The following is a 20,750-nucleotide window of genomic DNA, read 5'->3' as shown; positions in this document are numbered from 1 at the left end:
CAAGGGTGAATGTGTTTACAAACGGCCTCGGCTGGTGGCATAGAAACTGCATTCCCATCTTGTTGATTTATTTTTGCTCAACCTAACCAGGAGATTCTTGATGGCAAAGACCGTCGCAGACGTGATGAAGATGGTGAAAGAAAGCGAAGTCAAGTTTGTTGACTTCCGCTTCACCGATACCCGCGGCAAGGAACAGCACGTGACCGTGCCTGTGTCGCACTTCGACGAAGACAAGTTCACGTCAGGCCATGCTTTTGACGGTTCTTCGATTGCTGGTTGGAAGGGCATTGAAGCTTCGGACATGCAACTGATGCCCGATGCCAACACCGCCAACATCGACCCGTTCTTCGAAGAAACGACGATGATCCTGACCTGCGACGTGGTCGATCCAGCCGACGGCAAGCCGTACGAGCGCGATCCCCGTTCGCTGGCCAAGCGCGCAGAAGCCTACATGAAGGCCTCCGGCCTGGGCGACACCGCTTACTTCGGACCAGAACCCGAATTCTTCGTGTTTGACAGCGTGCGCTGGCAAAACGACATGTCCGGCTGCTACTCCAAGATCGATTCGGAAGAAGCTTCCTGGAACACCGGCAAGGAATACGAACACGGCAACACCGGCCACCGTCCCGCAGTCAAGGGCGGCTACTTCCCCGTGCCACCAGTTGACAGCTTCCAGGACATGCGTTCGGAAATGTGCTTGGTGCTGGAATCCTTGGGTATTCCCGTCGAAGTGCACCACCACGAAGTGGCCAACGCCGGCCAAATGGAACTGGGTACCAAGTTCAGCACGCTGATCCAGCGCGCAGACTGGGTCCAACTGCAAAAGTACGTGATCCAGAACGTCGCCCACGCCTATGGCAAGACCGCGACCTTCATGCCCAAGCCCATCGTTGGCGACAACGGTTCCGGCATGCACGTGCACCAGTCCGTGTGGAAAGACGGCAAGAACCTGTTCGCTGGCGACGGCTATGCAGGTCTGTCTGAATTCGCGCTGTACTACATCGGCGGCATCATCAAGCACGCCCGTGCTCTGAACGCCATCACCAACCCCGGCACCAACAGCTACAAGCGCCTGGTTCCTGGCTTCGAAGCTCCTGTGAAATTGGCTTACTCGGCCAAGAACCGCTCGGCCTCGATTCGTATTCCTTTCGTGGCAAACCCCAAGGGCCGCCGCGTGGAAGCACGTTTCCCCGATCCACTGATGAACCCCTACCTGGGCTTCTCGGCTCTGCTGATGGCGGGTCTGGACGGCGTGGAAAACAAAATCCATCCTGGCGAAGCCGCTACGAAGGATCTGTACCATCTGCCACCCGAAGAAGACAAGCTGATCCCTACCGTCTGCCACAGCCTGGACCAAGCGCTCGAATGCCTGGACAAAGACCGTGCGTTCCTGACCAAGGGCGGTGTGTTCACCGATGCCTACATTGACGCCTACATCGACCTGAAGATGCAGGAAGTCACGCGCTTGCGCATGGCCACCCACCCGGTGGAATTCGACATGTACTATTCGCTGTAAGCAGCGCTACTAGCCTGGGAACGCTCGCAACGCGCAACCAGGCTTCTCATAAGGACGGCGCAAGCCGTCCTTTTTGCGTTTTGGCTTGGGAAAGCAATAGAAACAGAGTACCGTTGCGGCAACCCATTCAGATAAGGCCCTGTCGGCATATTCCATGAGCATGAAACCCTATTGGCTACTGATTTTGGCGGCTGCCTCGGCGCCGCTTTTCGCGCAAGACAACGCGGTTTACCGCTGCGGCAACGAATACACCAATTCCATCAAAGACCCCAAGGCCGCTGCAGCCCGTGGCTGCAAATTGGTAGAGGGTGGCAATGTCAGCGTGATCCAGGCCCCGCGGCCCGATGCGAACGCGGCGGCCGTGCGTGCGCCAGCGGCCAATAATGGTGGCGGCGCCGAGCAGCGTGCGCGCGACAGCGACGCCCGGATGATCCTGGAAGCCGAGCTGAAAAAGGCCGAAGCCCGGCAGGCAGACCTGCTCAAGGAGTACAACCAGGGCGAGCCTGAGAAGCAGGGCGGAGAAGCCCGTAACTACCAGAAGTACATAGACCGTGTAGCCGAGCTCAAGGCTGCCATTGCCCGCAATGAGAGCGATATCGCTGGGCTGAAGCGTGAGCTGGCCCGTCTTCCTCCTCCTAAAACTACCCCCTGACTACCTTGAACACCCCAACCAACCCCCATATTGCGCGCTTTCAGGCGTTTGATTTGCTGGCCACGCTGGTGGCGGTGCTGCGTAGCGACGGCGCGGTGATGTTTGCCAATGCAGCCTTGGAAGACGCGCTGGGCACCTCGCGCCGCACCATCGAAGGCTCGCACTTCCCGGACTGTTTCACCGAGCCGCACATTTTGCAGAACGCGTTGGAGGGGGCAGGCAGCAATGAGTTCGCGGCCCTGCGCTACGACGCCTGGCTCAAGCGCCTGAACCACGAACCGGTGCCGGTACACGTGATCCTGGCGCAGACCGAGCGTCCGGGCGAGGTCATCATCGAGTTGCTGCCGCAGGAGCAGCAGGCCAAGCAGGACCGCGAGGAACGTTTGATCGACCAGGCCCAGGCGAACAAGGAACTCATCCGTAACCTGGCCCACGAGATCAAGAACCCGCTGGGCGGCATACGTGGCGCTGCCCAGTTGCTGGAGATGGAGATCGAGTCGCGCGAACTGATTGAGTACACCCAGGTCATCATCCATGAGGCCGACCGCCTGCAAAGTCTGGTGGACCGGCTGCTGGCGCCGCACCGCCGTCCGCACGTGGTCAGCGATGTGAATATCCACGAAATCTGCGAGCGTGTGCGCTCCCTGATACTGGCCGAATTCCCGCGCGGGCTGAAGATTGAGCGTGAATACGATGTGTCGATTCCAGAGTTTCGCGGCGACCGCGAACAGCTCATCCAAGCGGTGCTGAATGTGGCCCATAACGCAACCCAGGCCTTGAGTGAACGCATTGCCGAAGGGGACGCGCAGATTACTTTTCTCTCGCGTATTGCACGCCAGGTAACGTTTGGGAAACAACGTTATCGATTGGCACTGGAATTGCATGTCATCGACAACGGCCCGGGTGTACCGGAGTCGATCAAGGACCGTATTTTTTACCCGCTGGTGTCGGGGCGAGATGGTGGTTCCGGGCTGGGGCTGACGTTGGCGCAAACCTTCGTGCAGCAACACCATGGCTTGATCGAATGTGACAGTGTTCCGGGCCGAACGGACTTTAAATTATTAATACCGCTGCCGTAGAAATTGATTCACGCAGCTTGACCCGAGGTGCCCTCTCTTATGAAGCCGATCTGGATAGTAGACGACGACCAATCCATACGCTTCGTTCTCGAAAAAGCGCTACTGCGTGAAGACTTGCCCACGCGCAGCTTTACCAACCCGCGCGATGTATTGCTGGCGCTGGAAGAAAATGGCGAAGAGGACGGCCCCCAAATCCTGGTGAGCGACATCCGCATGCCAGGCGGCTCCGGCTTGGACCTGCTGGAAAAGGTCAAAGCCAAGCACCCCGGCCTGCCGGTCATCATCATGACCGCGTTCTCCGACCTGGACAGTGCCGTATCAGCCTTCCAGGGCGGGGCCTTCGAATACCTGCCCAAGCCTTTTGACCTGCCCAAGGCTGTGGAGCTTATCCGTCGCGCGGTGGAAGAAAGCCAGCGCGAGGAAGTGGCCGAAGAACGCATGGCCGACACCCCCGAGATGCTGGGTCAGGCGCCCGCCATGCAGGACGTGTTCCGTGCCATCGGTCGGCTCAGCCAAAGCAACGTGACGGTGATGATCACCGGCGAATCCGGCTCCGGCAAGGAGCTGGTGGCGCGCGCACTGCACAAGCACTCGCCACGTGCCAACGGCCCGTTCGTGGCCATCAATACCGCAGCCATCCCCAAGGACCTGCTGGAGAGTGAACTCTTCGGCCATGAGCGCGGTGCCTTCACCGGTGCGCAAACCATGCGCCGGGGCCGCTTCGAGCAGGCCGATGGTGGCACGCTGTTTCTGGATGAAATCGGCGACATGCCGTTCGACCTGCAAACCCGCTTGTTGCGCGTGCTGAGCGACGGCCACTTCTACCGTGTGGGCGGCCACAATGCCGTCAAGGCCCAGGTCCGCGTGATTGCCGCGACCCACCAGGACCTGGAGCAACGCGTGCGCGATGGCGTGTTCCGCGAGGATTTGTTCCACCGCCTGAACGTGATCCGCCTGCGCCTGCCGGCGCTGCGCGAGCGCATCGAAGACGTGCCCATGTTGACACGCCATTTCCTGCAGCAAAGCGCCAAGCAGCTGGGAGTGGAGCCTAAGCGCATTTCCGATGCGGCGCTCGCTCAGATCGGCCTGTTTCCGTTTCCCGGCAACGTGCGCCAGCTGGAGAACCTGTGCCATTGGCTGACCGTCATGGCGCCGGCCCAGGTGATCGAGCCCAAGGATTTGCCACCTGAAATCACTGGCGCCGTGGTGGCACCTTCCAGCGGCCTGGGTCACGCCCTGCCGCGCATGGTGGTGAGCACGCCGGTCGTGCATCCTGAGACGGATCTGTCGGCACTGGATGACATTGCCGGCATGCAGGCCGTTCCGTTGGACAGCGATGCTGCCATCGTCACGCTGCCGCCGGCCAGCACCGCCCCGGTCAGCGCCTGGGAGCTGGGCCTGGAGGCCGAGGCCCAGGAACTGCTGGCCAACGACCGCCACGACGTGTGGGACGTGTTGACGCGCCGCTTCGAGTCCAAGTTGATCCTGACAGCGCTGCACAACACCCGTGGCCGTCGCATTGAGGCAGCCCAGAAGCTGGGCATTGGCCGCAACACCATTACCCGCAAAATCCAGGAACTGGGTTTGGAGTGAAATATGGCACTAGCGCAGGTAATGCCTGCGCTGGCTGCTATCTATTTTGATGATGTATGGGATTTAAAAACAATGCCCCGGTGCTTGCGTACCGGGGCATTGTTCTTATGGATGAAGTTTTAGTTCTCAGCCCCAGTAAACGGCACTAAAGTAGCCGCAAGTTGTCGGTCTGGCCGGGCTCCCAGCAGCCTGCGCCCTGGAGATATGTCCTGGGACCGCCGATCGACGCCCAAGCTGGAGGCTGTGTATGGTTCTTCACCTGGTCCAGGGGGTTGCCTGGATCTTTGTTCTGGGTGTGCTGCAGGGGCTGCACCTACGCGCCTGGAAGCCCCGCAGCGTGCTTCGCCAACTGGTGACCGGGCTGCTGTTTGGCGGTATCTGCGTGCTGGGCATAGTCACGCCGTCGGCCAGCATGCCGGGGTTGGTGGTCGATGCGCGCTGCGTGGTGCTAGGCGCGGTGGGCCTGTTTGGCGGGCCGCTGGCTGCGCTGGTGGCAGCCGCTATATCCGTGGGCTACGGCCAATTACCTGGCCAGGCAGACAATGCCATAGGCCTGCCTTTGCTCGTCGCCAGCATTGGCTTGGGTCTGCTCTACCGTTACGCCGTGGCCCGGGGCTGGGCCCGTGTGAACGTATGGCAGCTATTGGTATTTGGCCTGCTGCAGCAACTGCTGGCCTTGGGCTCCATGTGGCTTGTGCCGGCCCATCCGCCGGCGGATGAGTTGCTCGTCGTCGGGCTGGCCCTGGTTGCCGTGATGACGCCGGCCATGGTGTTCCTGGGCCTGCTGATCCAGGAGGGGCTGGACCGCGAAGCCCGTGAACAAGCCCTGCGCGACTCCGAGAACCGCTTGCGCAGCCTGTTGATGGATATCCCCTCGGTTTCGGTCCAGGCCTATGCGGCCGATGGCACGACGCGCTACTGGAACAAGGCCTCCGAGCAGCTTTATGGCTACGCGGCCGACGAAGTGCTGGGCCGCAACCTCACCGATCTCATCATTCCGCTTGAAATGCGCGATGGCGTGCGCCAGGCCATGCAGCAGATGTTCGCCACCCAGCAGGCCATTCCAGCGGGCGAGTTGTCGTTGATGCGCAAGGACGGTAGCCGCGTACCCGTGTTTTCCAGCCACGCCTATGTACAGACGCCGGGCCAGCCGGCCGAGATGTTCTGCATCGATATAGATCTGTCCGACCGGGTACGGGCCGAATCCGAGTTGCGCATCGCCGCCGTGGCTTTTGAGGCCCAGGTCGGCGTGGTGGTGACCAATGCCAAACAGGTGATACAGCGGGTGAACAAGGCCTTCACCCAGAGCATGGGCTATAGCGAGGCGGAGTGCCTGGGCCAGACGCTGGCTTTTCTGAACGCCGAGCCGAATGGCGAGGCTTACTTTGGTGGCATCCAGCAGGATTTGGCGCGCAAGGGCCAGTGGGTGGGTGAAATCTGGAGCCGGCGCCAGAACGGCGAACGCTTTCCGCAGTGGGTCAGCATCAGCGCGGTGCTGGATGGCATAGGCGGCCTGAGCCACTACGTCGCCACCGTGGTAGACATCACCCAGCGCAAGATGGCCGAGGACAAGATTCGCCAGTTGGCCTTCTTCGACCCGCTGACCAATCTACCCAACCGCCGGCTGCTCATGGACCGCCTGCACCGTGCGCTGGCTGCCAGTGAGCGCAGCAAGCGCACCGGCGCCTTGCTCTACATAGACCTGGACAACTTCAAAACCCTGAACGACACCCGGGGCCATGAAAAAGGTGACGTGCTGCTGCAGCAAGTGGCGCTGCGGCTGGTGCACTGCGTGCGCGACAGCGACACCGTGGCCCGGCTGGGCGGCGATGAATTCCTGGTCATGTTGGAAGACCTGGAGGCCAGCTCGGAAATGGCGGCCGCTGTCGCCAAGTCCGTGGCGGAAAAAATCGTCACCGTGCTGAACCGGCCCTACAGCCTGGGCGAGCTGGACTTCAACAGCACGGCCAGCCTGGGCGTGGCCTTGTTCCACGGCCAGACCCTGCCTATGGACGAGCTGCTCAAGCAGGCCGACATGGCCATGTACCAGGCCAAAGCCCAGGGCCGCAATGCGCTGCGGTTTTTCGACCCGGCCATGCAGGCTGCGGTGAATGCGCGCGCGGAGCTGGAGGGCGACTTACGCCAGGCCCTGGTGCTGGGGCAGTTTCTGCTCTTCTACCAGCCGCAGCTGGATGCGCACGGCCAAGTCACCGGAGCCGAGGCCTTGCTGCGCTGGCCGCATCCGCAGCGCGGCCGGGTGTCGCCTGCTGACTTCATCCCCCTGGCGGAGGAGACCGGCCACATCCTGACCCTGGGCCGCTGGGTGCTGGAGACCGCCTGTGCACAGCTGATGGCCTGGGCTCCGCACCCTCTGTTGGGCAACCTGGTGTTGGCGGTGAACGTCAGTGCCCGGCAGTTCCGCGAGCCTGAGTTTGCCCAGGACCTGCTGGACTTGCTGAGCGCCACCGGGGCCAACCCCAAGCGCCTGAAGCTGGAGCTGACCGAGAGCATGCTGGTCGATAACCTTGAAGACCTGGTGCACAAGATGGCCATGCTGCGCGCGCGCGGCATTGGCTTTTCACTGGACGACTTTGGTACCGGCTATTCCTCGCTGTCCTACCTCAAGCGGCTGCCGCTGCACCAGCTGAAGATCGACCAGTCCTTTGTGCGCGATGTGCTGATAGACCCCAGCGATGCGGCGATTGCGCGTACCGTGGTGGCCCTGGCGCAAAACCTGGGGCTGGAGGTGATGGCCGAAGGGGTGGAAACACAGGCCCAGAAAGACTGGCTGGCCCGCTATGGCTGCCATTCCTACCAGGGTTATCTGTTCAGCCCGGCCTTGCCGGTCCAGGACTTTGAACGCTATGTGCAGCGCACGGCGGCTGCGCTTATTTGAGCCGATGGTGCGTTGCCAAGCCGGCACCGCCCACCAATCCAACACCTTCTAGCCCAACACTGTAGCGCAGGCTTTGCAGCCGTTGCAGACGGGGCTGCGATAGCTGCACCATGTGCAGGGCGATGGAGCGATAGTTACTTCTAAGGCAGCCGGCCAGGGCACAATTTATCCAAACATCGCATCGACAGAGTAGGCGTTGGCAGTCCGTCACGCGCCGCCGGGAGAACAATAAAAATGCTGAAACCACATCTTTTCGCGCTGCCGTACCGCCCGCACCGCAAACTATGGCGCCAACTACTCGGTACCGCACTCTTGCCCTGTCTGCTCATCCTCGCGGCCGACAAGGCGGCCGCTGCAGAACCTGCATCCATCTATGCCGAGGCTGGGCAAAATTTGCGCAGCGGCATCACCACCCGCACCGCCACGCTGGGCTGGCGCTGGCCCATGCAAAGCAGCTTTTGGGATGGACGCATCACCGGTGCCTGGGATGTATATGTGAGCCAGTGGAACGCCGATGCCACGGTGGGACAGGACCGGCATTACGCCCAGATCGGCCTGGTGCCCATGTTCCGCTATCGCTTTGACGGCGGGCAGTCGCCCTGGTTTGTAGAGGCTGGCGTGGGCTTGTCATACCTGGACAAAACCTATTACACGCCGTCGGGCCACTTCAGCACGCAGTGGAACTTCAGCGACCATCTGGGCCTGGGCCGCAACTTTGGCGCCCAACAGCGCCACAGCCTGGGTGTGTATGTGAAGCATGTGTCCAACGCCGGCCTGCGCCAACCCAACCCGGGCGAGACCTTTGTGCAACTGCGCTACAGCCTGGGGTTTTGATTCTTTTGCTATTTATTTCGTAGCTATTAGCGCAGATAAACAGTGCGCTGAACGGTAAAGTTGTGCATGGCCTGCGGGCGCTCGTCAGGGCGCTTCTACAATCTTTTTCCGTCCACTTCTGGTTCAAGAACGTGCATCCAGACTCCAGCAACGCGCCCACGCTGCGCGGCATCTTCTGCGCTTTTTCCAAGATCGGTTTGACCAGCTTTGGTGGCGGCCTCAGTGGCTGGATGTTGCGCGAATTCGTGCAGCGCCGCGCCTGGCTGACCGAGGTGGAGTTCCTTAACGGCCTGGCCCTGGCGCAGGCCTTTCCGGGCGTGAATGTGGTGAACCTGGCCATCTGGATCGGCTACCAGCTGCACGGTGGCGCTGGCGCGCTGGTGGCAGCCTGCGGCATCGTGCTGCCATCCATGGCCTTGGCCATGGTGCTGGCCAGCGCGTTCTCCAGCCTGGGCGATGTGCATGCGGTGCATTTGGTGCTGGCCGGTGTTGCGGCGGCTGCCGTGGGCCTGTCGCTGCAGACCGGCTTGCGCGCGGCCCGGCATGCGGCCAAGGGCTGGTTGCGCGCGGGTATTCTGGCGGTGACTTTTGTGGCCATCTTCTTCTGGCGCCTGCCGCTGCTGTGGGTGGTGGCCTGCATGGTGCCGCTCTCGGTCGGCCTGGCCTGGCTGCGCATCCGCGCTGAGAGTCGTGAAGGTGCCACGCCATGAATTTGCAGCTGTTGGGCGATTTGCTGGCAGTGTTTGTGCCGCTGTCCTTCCTGACGGTGGGTGGTGGCCAGAGCATCGTGGCCGACATCCACCGCCAATCGGTGGCGGTGCAGGGCTGGATGAATGACGGGCAGTTTCTGGACCTGTTCGCCCTGTCGCGCATCACGCCCGGGCCGGGCTCGCTGCTGGTAACCCTGGTGGGCTGGCATGTGGCTGGGCTGTGGGGTGCTTTGGTAGCGTCGGCGGCGATCTTTCTGCCCAGTTCGGTGCTGGTCTACGGCCTTGCCCATGTGTGGTCGCGTTACCGGGGCCATATGCTGGTGCGGGCCATCGAGTCCGGGCTGGCACCGGTGGCCGCGGGCATGATCCTGGCCGCGTCCTGCACCGTGCTGCGCGCAGCCGAGGGCGGAGTGTGGGCCTGGGCCGTGGCGGCTTTGTCCACCCTGGTGCTGGTGTTCTGGGCCCGGGTGAACGCGTTGCTGGTGTTGGGCGCGGGCGGGCTGGTGTTCTGGCTTGCGTTGCGGTAGGCGTGGGGGGTGAGCGGCACTTTTTAACGTAAGCCCCATCTTGCGCAAGAGAGGGCTAGGGAGCAAAGTGCAAGCACCTTAAAGGAGGCCTTATGTTGAAAGTTGTTGCGACGATGCTCTGTATGTTCCTTATGGCGTTGGGCCTGGCGGCTTGTGGTGGAGGTGGCAGTTCGGCCACCAGCACGCCGGACAAGCTGACGATCGTTGGTTCCGGCAGCTAGCCGCAAGGAGTATGGCCATGCAATACACCCGCTACACCCAATACACCCGCTACACCCAATACACCCGCTACACCCAATACACCCGCTACACCCAATACACCCGCTACATCTTGATCAGCCTGGCACTGCTGTGCACCCAGGCGATGGCGCTGGACGCAAGCGCGCTCAAGCTCAAGGTCTATGGTGTGATGCTTTCCACCAGCCCGCTGTGTTCCAGCCCCATCACCGTTTTCAGTAGTGCAACGGCGACCGAGGTGGATTTCCTTAGTGCTCCCACCTTGGGCAGCGGCAACCCGCCGGATGGCACGTACAACTGCGTCATCATCAAGATGGCGGACATCATCAAGTTCACGCCCAGCAGCACTTCGGGCTGGTGCCAGGCCGCGACGGAATATTCGGCCGATGTCTGCCGTGCGGACAACAGCGGCAAGACCAGCACCCCGGACGTGGCGGGCACCACCGCCTGCACCGGCACCGACCCCAGCGTCAACGGCAGCGTGATCACGCCCGGTGTGCCTGTGGCGGACGTGGTCTACCTGTACCTGACCACCAACGCCCTGGCCGGCACCGGCGGCAATACCTTTGTGCAGCCCGACAGCACCAGCAGCACCAATGGGCTGAACCTCACGGCGCCGCTGGTGGTGGCCGGCACTGCCAAGTCCAAGTTCTCGGTGAACGCCAGTGGCAAGGTGGGGGAGGACATTGCGACGCACAGCTGCGGTATGAATCCGCCCGTATTTGGCTTCGTAAAGCTGTAAGCCGGTAGCGGTTTTCGGCTATCTGTCTGCTATATATTCAGTAGCGTCTAGCGCAGATATTTCCTGCGCTAGAGCCATTTTTATTCATATCCAGGGCCGGACTGCGCGGGGCGCGGCCTGGCCCCAATTATTGAAGGAGCACGCCATGAAGCGATCGTTGTTGGGCCTGCTGGCCGCCGTAGGTGTCAGCGGTGCTGTGCTGCTGTCGTCCTGGGTGCCGGCTGCGCATTCTCAGATCCGTGCCAACCCCAGCTATGTGCCCATGGGTACTTCGGCCAGTGGGTCGTCCAGCGTGGCCTGGTTCCATGACCCGTCGTCGGGTCGGGCGATTGCCTGCCAGACCGTGGGCAGCGCCAGCGCCGGCCTGACAGGCATCCAGTGCGTAACGGCCAAGCTGCCGCTGCCCGATACGCCCTGAGCTCAGACCTTGCGGCCCTCGGCATGCAGGGCCAGGATGCCGTGCACCAGCGCATTCGCCGGTGTGGGCACACCCAGCTCGGCGCCGCGCCGGGCCACATCACCGCTGAGCCAGCGCACCTCCAGCGGGTTGCCGCGCTCCAAATCGTGTGCCATGGAGGAGGTCATGGCCGCCGGCAACTGGTCGCAAAAGCGCAGCCGGTCGGCCGCGAAATCGGGTGCCAGGGGTACGCCCTGCGCCAGGCCTACCGCCACCACTTCTTCCATGATCTGCTGCAGCACGCGGCGTGACTGCGGGTGACTGCGCACCCGGCCTATGGGTAGGCGGGTTGCGGTGGTGGTGGCCGACAAACCCACCAGCATCACGAACTTTTCCCAGATCGTCTTGCGGATATCGGCGCTGATCTCGGCCTCGATGCCGGCGTCTTGGCAGGCCTGCAGAAATGCCTCCAGCCGGGCCGAGCGGCTGCCGTCGTATTCCCCAAACACCAGCTTTTGCAACACACCCGTGTGCGCGATCACGCCCGGCGCGGCAATCGTGGCGGCGATGTAGCAAACGCCCCCGGCCACCGCCTGCGGGCCCAGCACGCTGCGCAAAATATCGTCCTTGACCACGCCGTTCTGGAGCGAGATGACCGCCGTGTGCGGCCCGACCAGCGGGCGTATGGCCTCGGCCGCGGCTTCGGTGTCCCATAGCTTCACGCCGAACAGCACCACGTCCGCCACGCCCACGTCCTGGGGTGTTTCGGTGACCTGCAGGTCCTTTAGATGCAAGTCGCCCAGGGCACTGTTGAGTTGCAGGCCCTGGCTGCGCAGGGCGGCACCGTGGGCGCCACGGGCGATGAAGTGCACGTCGCAGCCACTGTGCGCCAGCCGAGCCCCGAAATAGCCGCCTACACCGCCCGCACCCATGATTGCTACTTTCATACCGTTCCTTGGCTGACGCGCCCGGACCTCGGGCGCAAGGGAGACCTATGTTAGGTTGAAATCGGCGCGGCCGTCAGATCGTGAGGTTCTAAGGCTACGACCGTAGTCACCAGGATGATGCGGGCGATGCGTCCGTTGTCGGCGCCAAAGCTGGGCCAGTGCCAGTGGAAAAGGGAGGGTGACGACAAGTATGTGCAACGCAGCGCTTATTGTGCGTGAGCCGTGCGCATCTTTTTATCCGAAGTCATATGGCTTTCCAGCGCACGGTCTATCTGCGCTGGAAGCTATTCAAACAGTAGCGTTATGCGCGGTAGCGGGGGGCCGGTTGGCTGTGCGACAGGTTAGGTCCCAGCGCGGCGCGGGCGGCCATGAAGGCATCCCAGTCGGCGGCATTCGGCAGTGACGGAATGGTTACGCGTTCTTGCCGGTCCATGCCAAGCAGGGCCGCGTCCACCAGCTTGTCCGTGTCCATCACTATCTCTGCGGGCAACTGGTCCACACTGAAGCCGGCGCGGTCCCAGATCTCCGTGCGGGTGGCGCCGGGTAACACGGCCTGCACTTGTACGCCGCTGGGGCCGGCTTCGGCCTGCAGGCTTTGGGACAGGCTGAGTACATAGGCCTTGGTGGCGGCATAACTGGCGTTGAAGGTCTCGGGCGCCAGAGAGACGACCGAGCCGATGTTCACCAGAATGCCCTTGCCGCGCGGCACAAAGCCAGCCAGCGCGGCGGCGGCCAGGCGGGTCAGCGCCACGACGTTGAGTTGCAACATCTTGTCCACGCTGGCGATGTCCGAGCTGACCAGCGGGCCCATGCTGGCCACGCCTGCGTTGTTGACCAGCAGGCTGATTGCGCTGTCTGTGCGCAGGCGTTGCTCCACAAGGGCCAGCTCGGCCGGGGCGTTGAGGTCGGCGGCCAGTACTTCCACGCGTACGCCGGTCTGGCTGCGCAGGCGCTCAGCAAGGGCTTCCAGCCGGGTGTGGTCGCGTGCAACCAGTACCAGTTGATAGCCGCGCTGTGCCAGGCGGTCTGCGTAAACGGCACCGATGCCGCTGGATGCGCCTGTGACCAGGGCGGTGCCGAGAGAGGTGTTTGCTGTCATGGTGAAAAGTCCTTGAGTGGTTGGTTATATGACGTTCGTCATTATTGAATTATATGTTGATCGTCATTTAAAATGTCAAGCATCTACCGTTTTTGTGAAAGTCCGCCATGAAAGTCAGCCGAGAACAAGCCGCCGAAAACCGCGAACGTGTGTTGGCTGTGGCCGCGCAGCTGTTCCGCGAACGTGGCTTTGACGGGGTGGGCGTGGCCGACATCATGAAGACCGCCGGGTTGACCCATGGTGGCTTTTACGGTCAGTTCGCGTCAAAGGAAGATCTGATGGCCCAGGCCAGCGCCCGTGCTTTGGCCGATGGCGGCGTCTGGTGGCAGCAACTGGCCGAGGCGGGCGGTGCACAGCCTTTGGAGAGCATCGCGCGCGGCTATTTGTCGGCTGCGCACCGCGATGCGCCAGGCCGGGGTTGCCTGGCGGCCGCCCTGGGCGCCGATGCGGCCCGTCAGGCCGGCCCGGTGCGTCGTGCCGTCACCGCTGGCATCAGCGCCATGGTGGAGATCTTGGCCCAGTGGATGCCCGGCCGCTCAAAGGCGGCCCAGCGTGAAAAGGCGTTGGCCCTGTACGCCAGCATGGTGGGGGCCGTGGTGCTGGCCCGCGCGGTGGACGATGCGGCTCTGTCGGAAGAAATACTGCAATCCGTGCTGCGTACTTTGCCCGCACCACGGACCCACTGATTACTATTGTTTTTATAGCTGCTTGCGCACGTAATACCTGCGCTAGAGCCCTAAAAAGTATTTTTCCTAAACAGTCTCAAGTCCACCAGCCAAAGACCAGCGGCATCAGCACCGAGGACAAAATCGCCTGCATGCCCAGCGCAATGCCGGCGTAGGCGCCTGCATCGGGGTGGACCTGCAAGGCCCTGGCGGCACCTATTCCGTGCGATGCCGTGCCCAGCGCCAGGCCGCGCACGGCCCAGCTGTTGATTCCCAGCAGATTGAACAGGTACTTGCCTGACAAGGCGCCGACGAGGCCGGTCAGCACCGCAAACACGGCGGACAGTGCGGGCACGCCGCCAATGCGCTCGGCAATCCCCATGGCCACGGGGGCCGTGACCGACTTGGGCGCCAGCGAGCGCACCACGTCGTCCGGCATGCCCAGGGCCCAGGCCATGGCCACCGCACTGGCAGCCGCTGCTAGGCCACCAGCCAGCACTGCCAGGGTCAAGGCCACGCCGCGTTGGCGCACCTCGTGGCGGCGCAGCCACAACGGCCAGGCTAGCGCCACCACGGCCGGGCCCAGCAGCACATGGATGAACTGGGCCCCCGCAAAGTAGCTCGGGTAGGGCGTGTGCGTGGCGACCAGCACGCAGCCCAGCAGCACCACCGACCACAGCACCGGGTTGGCCCAGGGTGCGCGGCCCATGCGTTCGTAAAACGCCTGCGCGGTCACATAGGTGAGCAAGGTGGCCGTCAGGCCAAACAGCGGCGTGGTGGCCAGGTAGACCCAGAGTTGGACGAAATCAGCCATGGCTGTCTTCCTGCGTGGGCTCATCCTGCAGCAGCTGGCGCAGCACCAGGGCAGTCACCGCCAGGCCGACCCAGGTGGACAGCACGATCACTACCAGCAGCTGCGCGCCGTATTGCGACACCAGCTGCAAATGGGTGATGACGCCCACGCCCACCGGCACAAACAGCAGCGACAGATGGCCCAGCAGCAGCTCGGCCATGGCGGCGATGGGTTCGCGCACCTGGGCCCAGCCCAGGGCCGGCAGCAAAATCACCAGCCCCACCACCGGCCCCGGGAAGGGCAGGCCGAGGCTGTGGGTGATGCCCTCGCCCAGAGCCTGCACCAGCAGCAAAAAGGCCAGTCCGCGCAATGCTTGCATAGGTTTTCCTCCTCCAGATGGGGCGTATGCGGCCCCGGTCGGTGACGCTGCGTGTGCAGATGCTGGATCGTAGACGGGTTCGCTGGAGTTCTGCTGTGCGCCCGGCCGTTTCGCGGCGCATGAGTGGGGGCTGTTGGCCGCATCGCCTGGCTTGCGATGACCTGCTGGCGGCCACGGAAAACTGGCTGGGAGCTGAGTTTTTCGAGTTCACCTAGCGCCGGGGCGCCGAAGGCCTTGATGAGGGCAAGTTCAAAGCCTTGCTCAAGTCGCTGCAGCGCGACCAGATTCACCGCAGCGCATTAAAAACCGCCTGGACTGGCAGACGGACAAGCTCAGGCGCCGACGGCGTCTGCCCAGGCCAGGGCCTGCAGATGGGCCCAATTGACCTGTTTGTTCGACAGGTGCAGTTCTTCGGCATTGCGGGCAAATTGGGTGTCGTCACCGTTTTCGCAGGCCTCGGTCAGCGCCAGGAAAGGGGCGAAAACCCCTGTGCGGTACAGCAGGGCGTCCAGCACTGGCTGGGGCAGGGCGACAGACTCCAGCGCCTTGGCCAGCGGCATGCCCAGCATCACGTCGGCCAGCGAGAAAACGCCGACCACGAAGGCGTTGTCGCATTCTTCGGCGGTCAACATTTCGGCGGCCAGCAGCTCCATCAGGCGGCCGCGCACCACGGCGGTTTGTCCCACGGCGGGAGGGGCTCCACCTTCACCGCGCGAAGTCGTCAGCAGCAGCGAGGCCCAGCGGTAGAGCTTCTTCATGCCCAGAATCATCACCGCATGGCGGAACGAGGTGACTTCACAGCTCAGCCCGAAGCCGGACGAGTTGATGAAGCGCAGCAGATTGAAAGACAAGGTGGGGTCGCGCTTGAGCAATTCCTCAATTTCGTTGACCTCTCCGTGTTTGCGTACCAGGTTGATCAGCTGCAGTATGGTGGCCTGCGAGGGTCTCACGGTTTGCGCAGCGACCAGGGCAGGCTTGGAGAACCAGTAGCCCTGGAACAGCTTGATGCCATAGCCGGCCAGGGTTTTGTGCTGGGCGGCGGTTTCCACCTTTTCGGCGACCAGCATGGCCTTGGTGTTTTTGTTGGCGAACTGTACGAAAGGCTCCACCATCTCTGGCTTGAGAGCCGTCATGTCCAGCTTCACATACGAGGCCAACAGACGCCAGGATGCGTAACCCTTTGTGAGGACCGTATGGTTGAAGGCGAAACGAAAGCCGCGTTTGTGCAGATCTTGTAACACCAAGGCGTGGCGTTCTATGTCTTCCACCACGTTGCCGGGTACGGGCGGGACTTCCAGTACCACTTTGTCGGGGTGGACCAGCTCCAGGTGGCCGCCGGTCAGACTCTGCAGCGTGCAGTTGATGAAGACCAGCTTTTTGCCCACCAGGGCTTCGGTATCGGTGAATGAAAGGGCGTTGACCAGCAAAGCTGCATCGGAATCTGCCGAATAGCCTTCGGTGGGCTGGGAGCGGTCAAACAACTCGTAGCCGAACACCACACGGTTTTCGTCCACGATGGCTTGGCGCGCTATGCGTACCCGGTTTTCCAGAGCTTCGTCTTGGGACTGCGTGAGGCTGTGGAGCTGGTCGGGAATGGTGGACATGGCGGCTGAAGGAACACTCAAGGTAAAAAAGGTCGGTTTGTAATCGATTTTAAGGAGGCTTGCGACCGAAAGGGGGCTTTGTATCAGGATGTGAGCTAGGTCATGAGCCCGTCGGCCCAGACCATGGCCTCCATGTGCGCCATATTGATATGGTGGTTGGTGAAGTGCAAGGAGTGTGCCGCTGCGTTGAAAGCGTCGTCGTCGTTGTTTTCACAGGCTTTGGTCAGCGCCAGCATGGAGCCATAGATGCCGGTGCCGCTACGCAGGGCTTCGTTCACGGCCGGTGGCAACGACAACAGGTCCAGCGCCTGCTCCATGGGGATGCCCAGCATCACGTCAAGCAGCGAGAAAATGCCCACCACGAAAGCCCCGTCGCACTCCTCGGGCGTCAGAGTGCCAGTGGCCAGCAGCTCCATCATGCGTCCGCGCACCACGGCGGTGGTTCCTACGGCGGCGGCTGTGCCGTCGGCTCGGGCCGAGGTCAGTAACAGGGCTGCCCAGCGGAACAGCTTTTTCAGGCCCATCAACATCACCGCCTGGCGGAAGGAGGTGATCTCGTTGTTCAGGCCAAAGCTGGCCGAGTTGATCAGGCGCAACAGGTTGAAGCCCAGGATGGCATCGGTCTTCAGGACTTTTTCGATCTCCTCGGTCGCGGCCTGGTTGCGCACCAGATTGATCAGCTGCAGCACATGGGCCTGGGCGGGTGTGACGACCTTGGTCTTGATGACATCGGGCCGGGCAAACCAGTAGCCTTGGAACAGGGTGGCTCCATAGCTGGCCATGGTGGCGAACTGGGCTTCGGTTTCGATCTTCTCGGCCACGATGGCGGCCTTGGTGCGGGTTTTGACCGCCTGCACAATGGCCTGCAACTGCTCGGGCTTGAGAGCGCGCAGGTCCAGCTTGACGAAATCGGCCAAGGGCTGCCATCCGGCATAGACCGGTGCCAGCACCGTGTGGTTGAAGGCCAGCCGGAAGCCGCGTTTGCGCAGCTCTTGCAGCGTGTGCTGGCGTGCTGCGATTTCATCCGGCGCATGGCCGGGCACGGGTCCGACTTCCAGCACCACCTTGTCCGGCTGCACCAGATCCAGGTGTCCGCCAGCCAAACTTTCGTACGTGCAGTTGACAAAAATGGTGACTTTGCCGATCAGCGAATCCATGCCGGTGTGGGTCATGGCGTTGAAGATCAGTGCAACGTCACTGGCGGCATTGTGGTGCGCCGTGGAGCGGTCGAATAGTTCGTAGGCCGTCACAGCGCGCTGGGCGTCCATGATGGGCTGGCGTGCAATCACAATGGCACCGCCGATATCAGGCGTTGCCGGTGTGGAGGGGGTGTCTGATGGGGGCATGTCTGGGTGTGCGGGTGTGGGCAGTCTCGGTCTATCGTAACGTGTATGCGATCGCCGCCGAGCTTTCAGCGTACATCCAATGGCTTGGATGTGCAATTACTGTAGCAACACGGCCAGTTCGGCATCGGTGAAACCGGCTTGCCGCCGGGCATCGGTATTGAACGGGGGCTTGGGCTGCGGTGCGGCGTAGCGGTCCAGCAGCAGGCGGTAATGGGTGATGGGGTCTAGCCCGTCGCGCTCGCACAGCCAGCGGTACCAGCGGTTGCCCACGGCCACATGACCGATCTCGTCGCGCAAAATGGTATCCAAGATGTCCACCGCACGCTGCGCAGGGGGAGTATTCACGCGTCGCAGCTTGGCCTGTATCAGCGGCGTGGCGTCCAGCCCGCGCGCCTCCAGCGTACGCGGCACCAGAGCCATGCGCGCCACCACATCCACCGCCGTGGCGGCGCAGACTGTCCACAGGCCGTCATGGGCCGGGAAGTCGCCATAGTCCCAACGCTGCTCGCCATCTGCCAGCTCTTGCAACAGGCCGCGCAGCAGCTGGAAGTGCAGGGCCTCTTCGGCGGCCACACGCACCCAGTCGCGGTAGTAGGCGTCGGGCATGCCATCAAAGCGCCAGGCAGCGTCCAGGGCCAGGTTGATGGCGTTGAATTCGATGTGTGCCACGGTGTGCAGCAGGGTGGCCAGGCCATCGGTGGTGAAGGGTGAACGCTGGGGCTTGGTCACGCGTTCCACCAGCAGCGGACGGGCCGGGCGCCCGGGTACCGGGGCAGTCGGGGCCTGTGCCTTGTGTGCTATTGAAAGAGTAGCTGCCTGCGCTTGCAGCAATTGTGCTGCGGCCACTTTTTCTTGAGGATCAGAAAGGCACAGGGCCTGCAGTGCGCGGGTTCGAAGTTCCATACCTACAATTATGCGTATACCCCCAGGCTCCACGCTTCGCGTTTCCGCCAACCCCCTTGCAGGGGGCGATACCTACAGCCCGGCAAAGCCGGTTCTGTGGTATCTCTGGTGTCGGAGCGTTCAGCCCGTTGTCTGGGCTTGCTTCGTTGTAAGTCGTCGCCATATCTAGAAATGCAATTGTTAGGGAAACACAGTGTCTGAACTCCACAAATTCTTATTCGACGGCCTGCCCGTACGCGGTTGCATCGTGCGTCTTACCGACGCCTGGCAGGAAATCCTGCAGCGCCGGGCCTCCAATACCACCTCGGGGCCGTATGCCGCACCTGTAGCCGAGCTGCTGGGTGAAATGACGGCGGCGGGCGTGCTGATGCAGTCCAACATCAAGTTCAACGGCGCCGTGGTGCTGCAGATTTTTGGCGACGGCCCGGTCAAGGTGGCGGTGGTCGAGGTACAGCCCGATCTGAGTCTGCGCACCACTGCCAGCGTGATGGGCGAGGTGCCAGTGGGTGCCAGCCTGAGCCAGATGGTCAATGTCAACAACGAAGGCCGATGCGCCATCACCCTGGACCCCAAGGACAAGTTCCCTGGACAGCAGCCTTACCAGGGCGTGGTGCCGCTATTTGGCGACCGCAAGGAAAAGCTGGAGAAGCTCAGCGATGTGCTGCAGCACTACATGCTGCAAAGCGAGCAGCTGGACACGCTGATGGTGCTGGCGGCCGACGAGCAGGTGGCAGCCGGCCTGCTGATCCAGCGCCTGCCGGTCAAGGGCGAGAAGAACCTGGCCGGCAGCCTGGTGAGCCAGGAGAACGAGGACGAAATAGGCCAGAGCGAGCACTACAACCGCATTGCCCACCTGGCCAGCACCCTGAAGCGCGAAGAGCTGCTGACGCTGGATGTGGACACCATTTTGCGCCGCCTGTTCTGGGAAGAGCAGGTGCTGATGTTCAGCCCGCACATGGGGCCGACAGCTCCCAAATTTGCCTGCACCTGCAGCCGCGAGCGCGTGGGCGCGATGATACGCAGTCTGGGCACGGACGAGGTAGAGAGCATCCTGGCTGAAAGCGGACAGGTGGAGGTGGCTTGCGAGTTCTGCGGCAAGCAGTACCGCTTTGATCCGGTGGACGCGGCACAGTTGTTCACCACGCCCGACGCGACCCCGCCGGGGCCGTCAGCGGTTCAGTAAATCGCTGAACAGCCGGTGTTCGCAGACTGGGTCACTGCATTTCTCGCAGTTCCAGGTCCACGGTTTTTGTGAGGAAAATACGCTGTCAGCGCTGGATTTATCTGTGCTACCAGCTATTGAATCAATAGCGCGCAAAGCGTTGACGGTGCGTGCGCTGCCTCGGCCATAGACCACCTGGTAGGGAATGCCGCCGCGCGCCAGGGCTGTACGCAGCCGGGCATCCACGGGTTCACGCATGTGCTGGCCGTCGCGCTGCAGGCCGTCGGCGACCCAGGGTAGGTCCAGCCCGGTGATCAGCGTCATGTCGAAGCCGCGCTGCAGCTCCCAGGCCAGGGGGTAGAGCGTGTCATCGTTAAATAGCAGATCGCTGTAGACGGCGGTCATCAAGGCCGTGGTGTCGGCCAACAAGTATTCGGTATTGGTGGGCACTTGCGCGATATGGGCGGCTTGTGTGAGTGCGATGCCCTGTTGTTCATCAGCGTGGGGTGTGCGTTCGGCTTGGTCGCACCAGGTGCGCAGCCATTCAGGTACCAAGGCGACGCTGTGGCCGCGGGCACGTAAGCTATCCGCCAGGGCCTGGGCCAGCTGGGTTTTGCCCGTGCTTTCTGCGCCCAGCAAGGCGATTTTCAACACTGTTGGGGGCCGCAA

At 62.4% G+C, this 20,750-nt stretch carries 21 protein-coding genes; 13 read left to right on the top strand and 8 right to left on the bottom strand.

The genetic code is table 11. The annotated features are described in order from the left end of the window. The first annotated feature begins 100 nt into the window (after nucleotides 1–100). The 11 genes from glnA (at nucleotide 101) to AC07VY_RS09995 (ending at nucleotide 11,204) form a co-directional block, all read left to right on the top strand. On the top strand, nucleotides 101–1,516 hold the full coding sequence (gene glnA / locus AC07VY_RS10045; RefSeq protein ID WP_495076717.1) for a type I glutamate--ammonia ligase: 1,416 nt from the start codon (nucleotides 101–103) through the stop codon (nucleotides 1,514–1,516). A 160-nt stretch (nucleotides 1,517–1,676) separates the two neighbouring features. After that, nucleotides 1,677–2,168, top strand: coding sequence for a hypothetical protein (locus tag AC07VY_RS10040; RefSeq protein ID WP_495097379.1), 492 nt, complete (start codon nucleotides 1,677–1,679; stop codon nucleotides 2,166–2,168). A gap of 5 nt (nucleotides 2,169–2,173) precedes the next feature. Further along, nucleotides 2,174–3,247, top strand: coding sequence for a nitrogen regulation protein NR(II) (glnL, locus tag AC07VY_RS10035; RefSeq protein ID WP_495076716.1), 1,074 nt, complete (start codon nucleotides 2,174–2,176; stop codon nucleotides 3,245–3,247). Between the two features lie 39 nt (nucleotides 3,248–3,286). Continuing rightward, nucleotides 3,287–4,840, top strand: a complete 1,554-nt coding sequence (gene ntrC / locus AC07VY_RS10030) for a nitrogen regulation protein NR(I) (RefSeq protein ID WP_495076715.1) — start codon at nucleotides 3,287–3,289, stop codon at nucleotides 4,838–4,840. Between the two features lie 247 nt (nucleotides 4,841–5,087). Continuing rightward, the gene (locus tag AC07VY_RS10025; RefSeq protein WP_495097298.1) at nucleotides 5,088–7,736 is read left to right on the top strand and encodes an EAL domain-containing protein; all 2,649 of its coding nucleotides are present in this window, start codon (nucleotides 5,088–5,090) and stop codon (nucleotides 7,734–7,736) included. 234 nt (nucleotides 7,737–7,970) lie between these two features. Further along, entirely contained in the window at nucleotides 7,971–8,570 is a 600-nt protein-coding gene (locus AC07VY_RS10020) for an acyloxyacyl hydrolase (RefSeq protein ID WP_495097297.1), read from the top strand. Nucleotides 8,571–8,701: 131 nt separating this feature from the next. Continuing rightward, complete coding sequence (locus tag AC07VY_RS10015; protein WP_495097296.1) at nucleotides 8,702–9,280, top strand: chromate transporter; 579 nt, start codon at nucleotides 8,702–8,704, stop codon at nucleotides 9,278–9,280. After that, complete coding sequence (locus AC07VY_RS10010) at nucleotides 9,277–9,807, top strand: chromate transporter (protein ID WP_495076711.1); 531 nt, start codon at nucleotides 9,277–9,279, stop codon at nucleotides 9,805–9,807. The genes AC07VY_RS10015 and AC07VY_RS10010 overlap by 4 nt, the downstream gene beginning before the upstream one ends. Before the next feature lie 92 nt (nucleotides 9,808–9,899). Further along, a complete protein-coding gene (locus AC07VY_RS10005; RefSeq protein ID WP_495076710.1) occupies nucleotides 9,900–10,028 on the top strand; it encodes a hypothetical protein in 129 nt (42 codons plus the stop codon). Nucleotides 10,029–10,045: 17 nt separating this feature from the next. Beyond that, complete coding sequence (locus AC07VY_RS10000) at nucleotides 10,046–10,786, top strand: hypothetical protein (protein WP_495097295.1); 741 nt, start codon at nucleotides 10,046–10,048, stop codon at nucleotides 10,784–10,786. 145 nt (nucleotides 10,787–10,931) lie between these two features. Beyond that, nucleotides 10,932–11,204: a hypothetical protein gene (locus AC07VY_RS09995; RefSeq protein ID WP_495076708.1), complete on the top strand. Its 273-nt coding sequence runs from the start codon at nucleotides 10,932–10,934 to the stop codon at nucleotides 11,202–11,204. Between the two features lie 2 nt (nucleotides 11,205–11,206). Here the strand turns inward: AC07VY_RS09995 and AC07VY_RS09990 are convergent, their stop codons facing one another. Continuing rightward, nucleotides 11,207–12,130: a ketopantoate reductase family protein gene (locus tag AC07VY_RS09990; RefSeq protein ID WP_495097294.1), complete on the bottom strand. Its 924-nt coding sequence runs from the start codon at nucleotides 12,128–12,130 to the stop codon at nucleotides 11,207–11,209. 301 nt (nucleotides 12,131–12,431) lie between these two features. Beyond that, nucleotides 12,432–13,229, bottom strand: a complete 798-nt coding sequence (locus AC07VY_RS09985) for an SDR family NAD(P)-dependent oxidoreductase (protein WP_495097293.1) — start codon at nucleotides 13,227–13,229, stop codon at nucleotides 12,432–12,434. Between the two features lie 107 nt (nucleotides 13,230–13,336). Here AC07VY_RS09985 and AC07VY_RS09980 point away from each other — a divergent pair, with 107 nt between their 5' ends. Then, nucleotides 13,337–13,915, top strand: a complete 579-nt coding sequence (locus AC07VY_RS09980; protein ID WP_495097292.1) for a TetR/AcrR family transcriptional regulator — start codon at nucleotides 13,337–13,339, stop codon at nucleotides 13,913–13,915. A gap of 76 nt (nucleotides 13,916–13,991) precedes the next feature. Here the strand turns inward: AC07VY_RS09980 and AC07VY_RS09975 are convergent, their stop codons facing one another. The 5 genes from AC07VY_RS09975 to AC07VY_RS09955 form a co-directional block, all read right to left on the bottom strand. Then, the gene (locus AC07VY_RS09975; protein ID WP_495097291.1) at nucleotides 13,992–14,708 is read right to left on the bottom strand and encodes an LrgB family protein; all 717 of its coding nucleotides are present in this window, start codon (nucleotides 14,706–14,708) and stop codon (nucleotides 13,992–13,994) included. Beyond that, nucleotides 14,701–15,066 carry a CidA/LrgA family protein gene (locus AC07VY_RS09970; RefSeq protein WP_495097290.1) on the bottom strand — a complete coding sequence of 122 codons (366 nt, stop codon included), beginning with the start codon at nucleotides 15,064–15,066 and terminating at the stop codon, nucleotides 14,701–14,703. The genes AC07VY_RS09975 and AC07VY_RS09970 overlap by 8 nt, the downstream gene beginning before the upstream one ends. A gap of 332 nt (nucleotides 15,067–15,398) precedes the next feature. Then, nucleotides 15,399–16,670, bottom strand: coding sequence for an EAL and HDOD domain-containing protein (locus AC07VY_RS09965; protein ID WP_495097289.1), 1,272 nt, complete (start codon nucleotides 16,668–16,670; stop codon nucleotides 15,399–15,401). A gap of 95 nt (nucleotides 16,671–16,765) precedes the next feature. Next, a complete protein-coding gene (locus tag AC07VY_RS09960; RefSeq protein ID WP_495097288.1) occupies nucleotides 16,766–18,016 on the bottom strand; it encodes an EAL and HDOD domain-containing protein in 1,251 nt (416 codons plus the stop codon). A gap of 96 nt (nucleotides 18,017–18,112) precedes the next feature. Continuing rightward, the gene (locus AC07VY_RS09955) at nucleotides 18,113–18,919 is read right to left on the bottom strand and encodes a ferritin-like domain-containing protein (RefSeq protein WP_495097287.1); all 807 of its coding nucleotides are present in this window, start codon (nucleotides 18,917–18,919) and stop codon (nucleotides 18,113–18,115) included. 193 nt (nucleotides 18,920–19,112) lie between these two features. Here AC07VY_RS09955 and hslO point away from each other — a divergent pair, with 193 nt between their 5' ends. Continuing rightward, nucleotides 19,113–20,102, top strand: a complete 990-nt coding sequence (hslO, locus tag AC07VY_RS09950; protein WP_495076700.1) for an Hsp33 family molecular chaperone HslO — start codon at nucleotides 19,113–19,115, stop codon at nucleotides 20,100–20,102. Here the strand turns inward: hslO and AC07VY_RS09945 are convergent. Beyond that, nucleotides 20,088–20,735: an AAA family ATPase gene (locus tag AC07VY_RS09945; protein WP_495097286.1), complete on the bottom strand. Its 648-nt coding sequence runs from the start codon at nucleotides 20,733–20,735 to the stop codon at nucleotides 20,088–20,090. The two genes, hslO and AC07VY_RS09945, sit on opposite strands and share 15 nt — an antisense overlap. Between the last annotated feature and the right edge of the window lie 15 nt (nucleotides 20,736–20,750).

The sequence above is a fragment of the Rhodoferax sp. GW821-FHT02C08 genome (assembly GCF_059421805.1).
This window is presented reverse-complemented; position numbering and strand designations above follow the sequence as displayed.